This window comes from Enterococcus infantis (assembly GCF_049166715.1).
In the GTDB taxonomy this organism is placed as follows: domain Bacteria; phylum Bacillota; class Bacilli; order Lactobacillales; family Enterococcaceae; genus Enterococcus_C; species Enterococcus_C leclercqii.
Window position 1 is genome coordinate 223,638 of sequence record NZ_JBMHFB010000004.1, and the last position, 12,010, is coordinate 235,647.

Annotated in this window: 12 protein-coding genes; 11 read left to right on the forward strand and 1 reads right to left on the reverse strand. The window is 44.3% G+C overall.

Features of this window, described 5'->3' with window-relative positions:
* Nucleotides 1–17: 17 nt before the first annotated feature.
* The 11 genes from ACOMA8_RS06365 (at nucleotide 18) to yihA (ending at nucleotide 11,596) form a co-directional block, all read left to right on the forward strand.
* Nucleotides 18–971: a tetratricopeptide repeat protein gene (locus ACOMA8_RS06365; protein ID WP_421369412.1), complete on the forward strand. Its 954-nt coding sequence runs from the start codon at nucleotides 18–20 to the stop codon at nucleotides 969–971.
* 205 nt (nucleotides 972–1,176) lie between these two features.
* A complete protein-coding gene (gene tig, locus ACOMA8_RS06370; protein WP_161900652.1) occupies nucleotides 1,177–2,460 on the forward strand; it encodes a trigger factor in 1,284 nt (427 codons plus the stop codon).
* 105 nt (nucleotides 2,461–2,565) lie between these two features.
* Nucleotides 2,566–3,291 (forward strand): alpha/beta hydrolase, encoded by a 726-nt coding sequence (locus ACOMA8_RS06375; RefSeq protein WP_421369415.1) that lies wholly within the window; start codon nucleotides 2,566–2,568, stop codon nucleotides 3,289–3,291.
* Between the two features lie 206 nt (nucleotides 3,292–3,497).
* Entirely contained in the window at nucleotides 3,498–3,971 is a 474-nt protein-coding gene (rimP, locus tag ACOMA8_RS06380) for a ribosome maturation factor RimP (protein ID WP_421369417.1), read from the forward strand.
* A 17-nt stretch (nucleotides 3,972–3,988) separates the two neighbouring features.
* Entirely contained in the window at nucleotides 3,989–5,305 is a 1,317-nt protein-coding gene (gene nusA / locus ACOMA8_RS06385; RefSeq protein WP_161900649.1) for a transcription termination factor NusA, read from the forward strand.
* Between the two features lie 12 nt (nucleotides 5,306–5,317).
* Complete coding sequence (gene rnpM, locus ACOMA8_RS06390; protein WP_161900648.1) at nucleotides 5,318–5,614, forward strand: RNase P modulator RnpM; 297 nt, start codon at nucleotides 5,318–5,320, stop codon at nucleotides 5,612–5,614.
* The gene (locus ACOMA8_RS06395) at nucleotides 5,607–5,909 is read left to right on the forward strand and encodes a YlxQ-related RNA-binding protein (RefSeq protein WP_161900647.1); all 303 of its coding nucleotides are present in this window, start codon (nucleotides 5,607–5,609) and stop codon (nucleotides 5,907–5,909) included. Before rnpM ends, ACOMA8_RS06395 begins: the two co-directional genes overlap by 8 nt.
* 109 nt (nucleotides 5,910–6,018) lie before the next feature.
* The gene (gene infB, locus ACOMA8_RS06400; protein ID WP_421369420.1) at nucleotides 6,019–8,847 is read left to right on the forward strand and encodes a translation initiation factor IF-2; all 2,829 of its coding nucleotides are present in this window, start codon (nucleotides 6,019–6,021) and stop codon (nucleotides 8,845–8,847) included.
* Between the two features lie 124 nt (nucleotides 8,848–8,971).
* Entirely contained in the window at nucleotides 8,972–9,319 is a 348-nt protein-coding gene (rbfA, locus tag ACOMA8_RS06405; RefSeq protein ID WP_161900645.1) for a 30S ribosome-binding factor RbfA, read from the forward strand.
* A 348-nt stretch (nucleotides 9,320–9,667) separates the two neighbouring features.
* A complete protein-coding gene (clpX, locus tag ACOMA8_RS06410; protein ID WP_161900644.1) occupies nucleotides 9,668–10,915 on the forward strand; it encodes an ATP-dependent Clp protease ATP-binding subunit ClpX in 1,248 nt (415 codons plus the stop codon).
* A 93-nt stretch (nucleotides 10,916–11,008) separates the two neighbouring features.
* Nucleotides 11,009–11,596, forward strand: coding sequence for a ribosome biogenesis GTP-binding protein YihA/YsxC (yihA, locus tag ACOMA8_RS06415; RefSeq protein ID WP_161900643.1), 588 nt, complete (start codon nucleotides 11,009–11,011; stop codon nucleotides 11,594–11,596).
* Nucleotides 11,597–11,637: 41 nt separating this feature from the next.
* Here the strand turns inward: yihA and ACOMA8_RS06420 are convergent, their stop codons facing one another.
* Nucleotides 11,638–11,808, reverse strand: coding sequence for an SPJ_0845 family protein (locus tag ACOMA8_RS06420; protein WP_421369423.1), 171 nt, complete (start codon nucleotides 11,806–11,808; stop codon nucleotides 11,638–11,640).
* Nucleotides 11,809–12,010: the final 202 nt, after the last annotated feature.

A 12,010-nucleotide genomic window follows, 5' to 3' on the forward strand; every position in this document is an offset into this window, starting at 1 on the left:
TGAGAGGTGACCAGCTAGTGGGGGAAACGGTTTTATTTCCAGAAGGATGGCAACGAAAGCTTAAACTTGGCCAGCAGGCACTAGCAAAGCAAAACTATCAACAAGCTGTAGCCTATCTACAAGATGCCTATCAGGAGCACCCTGATTTTTCAACTCATCAGCAATTGTTGTTGGCGTTGGAAAAAACGGGAGACTATCGGCAGGCATTGGCTTTAGTGACAGACTACCAAGAAGACTACTTGCGTGATCCGCTGGGGTTTACTCAAGTGTTTCGCTTGTATTTGTTGGATCAGCACTATTTGACTGCTAAAAAGTATCTAACACAAGGTGTAAATAATGGCTGGGTGAATACAAAAGCACAGAAAATCCACGAAGAGGAACTGGCGCTTTTGGAGAAACAGCAACTCTTTTATGAGCCGGAGCTTCCGATTGTCAAAAAAGCCGAGTTGCTGCAAATCGATAAAAGTGGGTTACCGGTCTCACAAAAGAACTGGGAGGAATGGTCGCAAGGGATTACCATTGAAAGTTTCATTTCAATCACAGAAGCACTGCTTGAAAAGATCAGCAATCCTTTTTTGCGGCCACGTCTGGTAGAAGAGTTGCTAAAACTAGGGGTGACTGACACACTAAACATCTGTGACCTGCAAGGTGAAATCAGGAGTTGTTCGCTGTCACAACTCGTGCTTCCGGAAAACGATCCTGTGTTATTGCAGATGCTTCATTATCTAGAAGCAGAACACGGTCATGAAGATCCGGCCTTGCTGCAAGGTGTCATGAGCGAAGTACAGGCACATTTTGCCCTGAGTTTTCCTTTTTCACCGCAAAGTGCGGCTCCTGATTTTTGGGCTGAGAGCTACTGGCTGGAATACCAAGTGGCTATTGGGGAACAAGACGACGCTGTGCTGGTGCCTTTTTCAGCAATTCAAGAAATCAAAGCAAGCTACCGCAAGCTTTTGACAGCACTCTACTAAATTGGACCTGAACTCGCATCTGTACTGGACCTGAAGGAAATTTCACGGCTGTTTTTTCAAGAACAGCTTTTTATGGAGGGAAAACGGCATTTTTTAAAACCGATTTCTTGTCAAATTGTTTACATTTATCAAGGCTTAGTGTACTATCATTAAGTATGTATTAAGCCAATCATATGAAAATTTCTGTTTATTCGGAGGGAAAACAATGACTGCAAAATGGGAAAAAACAGGCACCAACGATGGTGTGTTGACTTTTTCGATTCCGCAAGAAGAAGTACAAAAAGGTTTGACACAAGCCTTCAATAAAGTAAAAGGTAATTTGAATGTACCGGGTTTCCGTAAAGGGAAAGTATCCCGTCAAGTATTTAACCGGATGTACGGCGAAGAAGCACTGTATGAAGATGCATTGAATGCCGTTTTACCGGAAGCTTACGAAAAAGCGGTAGAAGAAGCAGGAATTGATCCAGTTTCTCAACCTAAAATTGACGTTGACAGCATGGAAAAAGATGCGGCTTGGGTAATTAAAGCGGAAGTCACTGTAAAACCCGAAGTTAAATTGGGTCAATACAAAGAGCTTGAAGTTTCCAAACAAGACCGTGAAGTAACAGATGAAGATGTTGCAACTCGTCTGCAACGGGAACAAGAAGCACAAGCTGAACTGGTTATCAAAGAAGATGCAGCTGCTGAAATCGGCGATACTGTTGTTATCGACTTCGAAGGCTTTGTTGATGGCACGGCTTTTGAAGGCGGCAAAGGCGAAAACTATTCTTTGGAATTGGGCTCAGGCCAATTTATTCCAGGTTTTGAAGAACAATTGGTTGGTAAGAAAGCTGGCGAAGATGCAGAAGTAACTGTTACCTTCCCTGAAGACTACCAAGCAGAAGATTTAGCCGGTAAAGAAGCAATTTTTAACGTGACTATGCACGAAGTCAAAGGCAAAGAGCTTCCTGAATTGGATGATGAATTTGCAAAAGACGTCGATGATTCCGTTGAAACACTGGATGAATTGAAAGAAAAATATCGTAAAGAACTGACTGAAGCGAAAGAAAAAGGCGCTGAAGATGCTCGTGACGAAGAAGCAATCAAAAAAGCGGTTGAAAATGCTGAAGTTGTTGAATTGCCTCATGTGATGGTTCATGACGAAGTTCACCGTTCAATGGATGAATTCTTGAACAATATGCAACGTCAAGGAATCTCTCCTGAACTTTACTACCAATTGACAGGTTCGACTGAAGAAGATCTGCACAAACAATTTGAAGGCGAAGCTGGAACTCGTGTGAAAACGAATCTGGTAATCGAAGCAATTGCTGCTGCTGAAGGTATCGAAGCAACTGAAGAAGATATCGCCAGTGAAATCAAAGAATTGGCAGAAGCTTACAACATGCCGGAAGAACAGATTAAACGCGTGTTGACTGAAGATATGCTGAAACATGACATTAAAATGAAGAAAGCTGTTGAACTGGTAACCGGGACAGCAGTTGAAAAATAAGTTTTGCGAAACCGCCGACGCTTGCTGTCGGCGGTTTTTTTGACTTATCAGTTGGCGAAAGCATGAGATTGTCGGTATACTGGGGATGAAAGCAGGTGTCGGAAAATGAAGAAACGGACCAAAGTAATCAGCGGTGTGCTGGCAGGTGTTGGAGCGCTTGCTGTGGGAGGAGCCTTTTTATTGCAGCGAAACATCAAAGAACCTTCTGAAAAGGCCCAACAAGCAAAACGCGAGGCTTTGAAACAAAATGAGGGCTGGTATTTTCCAAGCTTAAGTGATGAACTGCCTTTGGTCATTTTTTATCCAGGGGCTCTAATTGATGTGGCGGCTTACAGCATTTGGGCAGCAGAACTAGCTGATGACGGGTACCCGGTCTTTTTAGTGACGATGCCTTTTGAACTGACGATGTTGGCTCCGCAGCGGGCAGAGCAAGTCTTGGCTCGTTTTCCCCAAAGAGAGTACGTGATTGGCGGCCACTCACTGGGGGGCTATACTGCATCGAAATTTGCTGTTGAGCGTCTGGAAGAAAAGGATTCGCAGCTGAAAGGAATCTTTTATTTGGCCAGCTATACCGAGGAGGCTCCGATTTTAAAAGACAGCGAACTCGCTTCTCTGGTAGTAATCGGTTCACAAGACGAAGACATCAAGGAAAAGAATGTATTGGCTAAAAAGGCTGCCTATCCGAAAAACAGTCAATTTGTCTCCATTAACGGAGGGGACCATCTGGGCTTTGCCAGTGTAGCCGGTCATCAAGAAAAAGGATTATCAGAAAGCCAGCAACAAAAACAAGTTGCGGAAACTTTAAAGAAGTGGCTGTCAACGCTTCGATAAACGAGCAGATTTTATAAAGAAAAAGTAAATCAGAACTGCTTAAATCCGCGAAATAACAAGAAAAACGGTGGGAATGGTTGAGCTTTCAGAAAAAATGTGCTATAGTTTACAACGGTAATGATACTTTGTGGAGTGAGGGATTTTTTCCCTCACTCTTTTTAATGAAAAGCGTCGTTTACGAAATATGCAAAAGGAGGCGAAGTCAATTGAGCAGCGTGATCGAAACGGTGACCGGATTGGTAACACCGATTTTGGAGGAAAAGCATTTTGAATTGGTGGATATCGAATTTTTGAAAGAAGGCAAAAGCTGGTTTTTACGAGTGTTTATTGATAAAGAAGGCGGTATCGATATCGAAGAGTGTGCCTATGTCAGTGAACGCTTGAGCGAAGAATTGGATGCCTGTAACCCGGATCCCATACCCCAAGCGTACTTCTTGGAGGTGTCGTCTCCCGGAGCTGAACGGCCTTTGAAAAAAGAAAGTGATTACGAGCGGGCACAAGGAGAGTATATCCATGTCTCTTTGTATCAACCCGTGGACGGAGAAAAGCACTACGAAGGAACTTTGGCATCTTTTACTCCGGAAGAATTGACATTGAAGGTGAAGATCAAAACGAGAGTCAAAGAAGTGACAATTGATCGCAAAAATATCGCCAAGGCTCGTTTAGCCATTCAATTTTAAGACGGAGGAATCAGACAATGAGTAAAGAAATGTTGAACGCATTGGACGCTTTGGAAGCGGAAAAAGGCGTGTCAAAAGAGATCGTCATTGAAGCGCTGGAAGCCGCGTTGGTTTCTGCCTACAAGCGTCATTACGGTCAAGCCCAAAACGTTGAAGTGGAATTCAACCAGAAAAAAGGCGATATCCATGTATATTCAGTCAAAGAAGTAACCGAAGAAGTGATGGATTCACAATTGGAAGTTTCTTTGAAAGAAGCATTGAAAATCAATCCGGCCTATGAGATTGGTGACAAAATTCGTTTTGAAGTAACACCAAAAGATTTTGGCCGAATCGCAGCCCAAACAGCTAAACAAGTGATCTTGCAACGGGTACGTGAAGCGGAACGAAATATCATTTATGAAGAATTTTCTCAATATGAAAAAGACATCATGCAAGGGATTGTGGAGCGTCAAGATAACCGCTACATCTATGTGAACTTAGGCAAGATTGAAGCGGTTCTCTCTAAACAAGACCAGATGCCGAATGAATTTTATCAACCGCACGATCGGATCAAAGTGTATGTTTCCCGCGTGGACAATACCTCAAAAGGCCCACAGGTTTTCGTGAGCCGTAGCCATCCGGATCTTTTGCGCCGTCTTTTTGAACAAGAAGTTCCAGAAGTTTATGATGGTATCGTTGAAATCGTCAGTATCGCGCGTGAAGCCGGTGATCGTTCCAAGGTTGCCGTACGTTCCAATGACCCCAATGTGGATCCAGTAGGTACGTGTGTCGGTCCCAAAGGCTCTCGGGTCCAAGCAATCGTCAATGAATTGAAAGGCGAAAACATGGATATCGTAGAGTGGGATGAGGATCCAGCAATTTTTATTGCCAACTCTCTCAATCCAGCTGAAGCGGTAGATGTCATCTTTGACTTGGAAAATCCTAAAGCCTGCACTGTAGTGGTGCCAGATTACCAATTGTCTTTAGCTATCGGTAAACGAGGTCAAAATGCGCGCCTGGCAGCTAAATTGACTGGCTTCAAGATTGATATCAAGTCTGAATCCGATATGGAAGATTTCTATGCGAAGCTGGAAGAAGGCGACTACATTGATGCTGGTGAAGAATTTGAATCACTAGAAGAAGCGCTTCAAGAAGATGTTCAAGACGAAGCAATCGTTGCTTCTGATTTGACTAGCGACGAATACGAAGCAATCGCTTTTGAAGATGGAAAAACCGTAGCAGACGCCACAGAAGAAGTAACCGCAGATCTAGCAGCTGAAGAAGAAGCCGTCGCTGAATCAGAAGCCGCTGAACTGGATGCGGAAGTTGCCGCAGACGAAGATGAGGAAGTCTAAGAGGTGACCGCGATGAAAAAACGCAAAGTACCTTTAAGAAAATCCGTCGTATCCGGCGAAATGCTCCCCAAAAAGGAGCTCATTCGGATTACTCGTTCCAAGGAAGGCGCCGTTGCCATTGATCCTACCGGTAAATTGCCTGGAAGAGGAGCCTATGTTGCAATTGAGCCTGATGAGGTTCAGAAGGCGTGGGATAAACGAATTTTAGACCGCGTGCTGGAAACAGAGCTGACAGATGCTTTTTATCAAGAGCTGTTGGATTATGTCAGCCATCAAAAAGCACGGCGGGAGTTGTTTGGAAATGAATGAAGAAAGATTGTTGAATATGCTTGGGCTGGCAATGCGGGCCGGTAAGCTGGTGACTGGTGAAGAAGCGGTAGTGAAAGAAATCCGTTCTCAAAGCACCAACCTGGTCTTTGTTGCCCAAGATGCAGGGAAGAATACCCATAAAAAAATTCAAGACAAAAGCAACTATTATGAGGTCGCCTTTTTTGACGGGCTCACCCAAGCTGCTATCAGTCATGCGATTGGTCGTCCGCGGACAGCGGTCGCAGTGATGGACCAGGGGTTTGCCAAGAAGATGAAGGAATTGATCCAAGGTTAGTTAGGCTGCAACAGTCAGCTGTGCACACATCTCAATTCTAATGAGTCGAGATGCTGTACAACATGCTGGTAATCTGCCGTTGCGGCACATTTACGAGGAAGGTGATTGCATGGGGAAAAAACGAATTTATGAACTTGCAAAAGAAATCGATCGATCCAGTAAGGAACTTGTGGATAAAGCACAAGCACTGGGCTTTGATGTGAAAAATCATATGGGAGCTATTTCCGATAACGAAGAAAAACAGCTGCGACAAGCAGTGTCAGGAGGAAACACTTCCAAACCCGCACCAAAAGCACCAGCTAACGATCCCAAACCTGCAACCCAACAACCTGCTAACCAAACAAACGATGCTCAGGAAAAACCAGAGCATAAAAAATTCGTAACTCAACGGAATAATCCAAAATTCCAGAATCGTAACAAAGATACGCGCAGCCAAGGTGGCCAAAACCAAGGCAATCGCCAAGGCGGCCAAGGTAACCAAAACCGTCAAGGGGGTTATCAAGGCAATCAGAACAATCAAAATCGCCAAGGTGGTCAGAACCAAAACCGCAGCGGTCAAAACCAAAGCAATCAAAACCGTCAAGGTGGCCAAAGTACTCAAGGTAATCAAAACCGTCAAGGAGGCTACCAAGGAAACGCAAATAATCAAAACCGTCAAGGCGGCCCAAACCGCAACCAACGACGGGATCGTAACGATCGCAATGACCGTCGTGATCAACAGCCTCGCACCCAAACCGCGCAACAGGCACAGCGACCACAAGGGGCTGCTAAAATGAGTGCGCTGGAACGGGCAAAAAATCGGGCCGCTGAAATCGAGAATGAAGCACAACAACAGCGCCAACGTCAGCAACGTCGCAGTGAACAACCAAAAACTGCTGATAATAAGCCAAAACAGCAAGAACGGCGTACGCAAAATAGCCAAGCACCTGTTAAAAAGGCCCCCGCTATTCCAGCGGTTCCAAAAGAAGTGTTGCAACAGCAGACGGAACAACCTAAACAAACAGATGCAAAACCGAAAAAAGAATTCCGTGATAAGAAAGACAAATTTGAATCACGGGAACGCAGCTTCGGTGGTGGCAACAATTATAATAATAACCGCCGAAACAAGAAAAAAGGCAAAAAAGGGAAACAGCAAGTTGCACAAAAACCTGCTGTGCCACCGCGTAAGTTCCGTGAGTTGCCAGAAGTATTGGAATATACAGAAGGCATGAACGTTGCTGAAATCGCTAAAAAAATCTATCGTGAACCTGCTGAAATCATCAAGAAACTTTTCTTGATGGGTGTGATGGTCAACCAAAACCAACCATTGGATAAAGATACAATCGAATTGTTGGCAACAGACTATGGCATCGAAGCACAAGAAAAGGTGCAGGTTGATATTGCTGATATCGATAAATTCTTTGAGCCTGAAGAAGTCAACGAAGAAAACTTGGTTCCACGTCCACCGGTAGTAACTATCATGGGGCACGTCGACCACGGGAAAACGACTTTGTTGGATACGTTGCGTCACAGTCGTGTAACGAGTGGTGAAGCTGGCGGGATCACACAGCATATCGGTGCCTATCAAATTGATATCGATGGAAAACCAATCACCTTCTTGGATACACCAGGGCACGCGGCCTTTACTAGTATGCGGGCGCGAGGAGCTTCTATTACGGATATCACTATCTTGGTAGTTGCCGCCGATGATGGTGTGATGCCACAAACCATCGAAGCAATCAACCACGCCAAAGCAGCTGGTGTACCAATCATCGTTGCAGTCAACAAGATTGATAAACCAGGGGCAAATCCTGATCATGTTATGCAAGAGCTTAGTGAATATGAGTTGATTCCAGAAGCTTGGGGCGGCGACACGATCTTCGTACAAATTTCCGCGAAATTCGGTCAAAATATCGAAGAATTGCTGGAAATGATCTTGCTGGTAGCAGAAGTAGAAGATTTGAAGGCAGATCCAACTGCACGGGCAATCGGTACAGTAATTGAAGCCCGGTTGGATAAAGGAAAAGGACCAGTGGCAACCTTACTGGTTCAAAATGGTACGTTGAAAGTCGGCGATCCAATCGTTGTCGGAAATACCTTTGGTCGTGTCCGGGTAATGACAAATGATATCGGACGTCGGGACAAAACAGCCGGTCCTGCAACTCCAGTAGAAATTACCGGTTTGAACGATGTGCCGCAAGCCGGCGATCACTTTGTTGTCTTTGAAGATGAGAAGACAGCACGGGCAGCTGGTGAAGAACGGGCAAAACGGGCAATGGTGGAACAACGAGCATCTTCTAGTCGCGTGACTTTGGACAACTTGTTCGAGTCACTGAAAGAAGGCGAGCTCAAAGAAGTTAATGTCATCATCAAAGCAGACGTTCAAGGTTCTGCCGAAGCTTTGGGAGCATCCTTGAAGAAAATCGACGTGGAGGGTGTTCGTGTCAATATCGTCCATTCTGCAGTCGGTGCGATTAACGAAAGCGATGTGACGTTGGCGGCGGCTTCAAATGCCATCATCATCGGCTTTAACGTACGGCCTACACCACAAGCTAAACAACAGGCTGAAGGTGAACAGGTTGACATTCGCTTGCACCGCATCATCTATAAAGCGATTGAAGAAATCGAAACAGCGATGAAAGGGATGCTGGATCCTGAGTTTGAAGAAAAAATCACTGGTCAAATGGTGGTACGTGAAACTTACAAAGTATCCAAAGTCGGAACTATCGCCGGTTGTTTCGTTACAGATGGCTTCATTCGTCGCGACAGTGGTGTCCGTGTGATCCGTGACGGTATCGTAATCTATGAAGGTCAATTGGCCAGCTTGAAACGCTTCAAAGACGATGTGAAAGAAGTTCGTCAAGGTTTCGAATGTGGTGCAATGATCGAGAAATTCAATGATTTGAAAGCAGATGACGTAATCGAAGCTTACATCATGGAAGAAATCAAACAAGATTAAACTTGATTTGAGGACAGAAAATCAAATAGGTCTGGCGTCCAAATGTGGCGCCAGTACCTATTCCTTGAATAGCTGCCTTGCGTTGTTTGATAGAATTTGTAAATTAAGAGTGGAGGCATGACCTATGGCGAATTACCGTGATCGTCGTGTTGCCCACGAAATTTTACGGGAAGTCAACGACATTTTGCGTAAACGTGTCCGGGATCCCCGGGTCCAAGACGTGACCATCACAGATGTGCGGGTCACAGGTGACCTGCAGCAGGCCACGATTTACTATAGCATTCTGTCGGATTTGGCATCTGAACGGGAAAAGGCTCAAAAGGGTTTGGAAAAAGCCAGTGGTCTGATCCGCAGAGAATTGGGACAGCGGTTAAGTTTGTATAAAACCCCTGAACTGTTCTTTGAAGTCGATGCATCCGTACAATACGGCAACAAGATCGACCAAATGCTTCGAGACCTGAACAAAGAGTAACGAAGCAAAAATTTCGGCTTACTAAAGGACAGTCCTGATTAAGCCTTGAAAAAAGTCCCGATAAGAGGGGCTTTTTTCATTGCCAAAAAACTATGGCGTAAAAAAATTCCGTTTGCGGGCCAGTTGTTGAAAGTAGAAGAAATCTGCTGAAAGATTACCAGCTTAACAAGCAAAAAAGATTAAATAACTCTTATCTGAAGAGGGCCGCTGTCTTAAAGTCTTTTGCTTTTGACCGTTGTGTGATATGATTTATTAAGACTGTTTTGAATCAATCTATTCCACTCGTGGCGGAGCCTGGAAGAAATACAACGAACTTTCTAAATGAAGTTCGTCCAAGGAGTGAAAACCATGTACGATAATCCTAACAGCAATGACACAGTGCGTTGTTCATTCTGTGGCAAGACCCAAGAAGAAGTGCGAAAAATCGTGGCTGGTCCGGGTGTCTATATTTGTAACGAGTGTATCGATCTGTGTAAAGAGATCATTGATGAACAGCTTTATGAAGATGCTGTTCGTGAGTTTATGGAAGTCCCGAAACCGCAAGAAATCCTGGCTATTTTGAATGAGTATGTCATCGGTCAGGAACGGGCCAAAAAAGCGTTGGCAGTGGCCGTTTATAATCATTACAAGCGAGTTAATGCCGAAACCACTTCCACAGATGATGTGGAACTACAAAAAAGTAATATCTGCTTGATTGGACCAACTGGTTCTGGTAAGACCTTTTTGGCGCAGACATTGGCTCGCTCACTGAATGTTCCGTTTGCGATTGCCGATGCGACCAGCTTGACAGAAGCCGGTTATGTGGGAGAAGACGTAGAAAATATTCTGTTGAAACTCTTGCAAGCTGCAGACTACAATGTAGAACGGGCCGAAAAAGGAATCATCTACATCGATGAAATCGACAAAATCGCCCGTAAGAGTGAAAATGTGTCTATTACTCGTGATGTTTCCGGCGAAGGGGTGCAGCAAGCACTTTTGAAGATCCTGGAAGGAACAGAAGCCAGCGTTCCTCCTCAAGGTGGGCGCAAGCATCCTCATCAGGAAATGATTCAAATCGATACAACCAATATCCTTTTCATCGTAGGCGGAGCTTTTGACGGTATCGAAACCATCGTTAAAAATCGCATGGGTGAAAAAACTATCGGCTTCGGTACCGACAACAAGAAATTTGCTGAAGGCGAAAGCATCATGAAGCATATCATTCCAGAGGATTTATTGAAATTTGGTTTGATTCCGGAATTCATTGGTCGACTGCCGGTGATGGCAGCGTTGGATAAATTGACCAACGAGGATTTGGTCCGAATTTTGACAGAACCTAAAAATGCGCTTGTGAAGCAGTACAAAAAGCTGTTGGAGCTCGATGAGACTGCCTTGGAATTTGAACCGGAAGCTTTGAAGGCAATCGCCGATAAAGCAATCGAACGCAATACTGGTGCCCGCGGACTGCGGTCCATCATTGAAGATATCATGATGGATGTTATGTTTGATGTACCTTCTGATGAAACTATCGCGAAAGTCGTAATCACCAAAGAAGCGGTAACAGAAGGGGCACAACCAAAAATCGTCTTTGCCGAAGAAGAAAAAAAAGCCGGCTGATTCGCCGACAATGATTTGACGGGATACAAGTCGCTGGATTTGTATCCCTTCTTTTCGTTAGCAGTGACAGTCTTAAGAAAGGATACCCTTATCATGAAAGTTCACAATGCCGAAATCGTGATCAGTGCTGTTTCTCCGGCACAATATCCAGCAGGAGACTTGCCGGAGATTGCTTTAGCAGGTCGATCAAATGTTGGCAAATCTTCCTTTATCAATACGCTGATTGATCGTAAAAATCTAGCTCGTACATCCTCCAAGCCTGGTAAGACGCAGACCTTGAATTTTTACTTAATCGAAAACAGCCTGCATTTTGTTGACGTTCCGGGATATGGCTACGCGAAGGTTTCCAAAACTGAGCGGGCGAAATGGGGCCAGATGATTGAGACCTATTTGACCAATCGGGAACAATTGAAAGCCGTGGTGTCACTAGTAGACCTGCGCCATGCTCCCTCCCAAGAAGATATCCAGATGTATCAGTTTTTAAAATACTATGAGCTGCCGGTGATTTTAGTAGCTACTAAGGGAGATAAGATCCCCAGAGGAAAATGGAACAAACACGAATCAGTGATTAAAAAAGCGTTGGAATTCGACCCTGCGGACACGTTTATCATCTTTTCTTCTGTGACAAAAGAAGGCAAAGACAAGGCCTGGCAGGCTATCGAAGCAGCAATTAAAAAATAAAAATGTTAATTCTCTTTTTCAAAAACAAAAAAACTGACCCGTCATGATTGCGGGTCAGTTTTTTTTGTTTCTTCTGTTTTTGATTCCGGTTCTAAGAAACGTTTGAGTGCAGCTTCTTTCTCTTTGTTTTTATCTGCCTTTTGCTCAGGCAGCATAGCAAACTCTTCAAATTTCCGGTCCAAAGAATCGTCTCGCTGAAATTTCAATCCCATTGCCTTCACCTCCGCCCACCAAGTTTATCACGACAGTGACCAACCATACAATATCTCAATCCAGGAATCCAAGAGATAATGCTTTTTTAATGATTTCGAAAAAAATAGCTGCTTACAATTTACGTTTTTTGGAGCAGCTATGCTTTGCTTTTGATAATATATTAGTTATAATAAGGTTATAGAAAAATTAGAATGGGGTGAG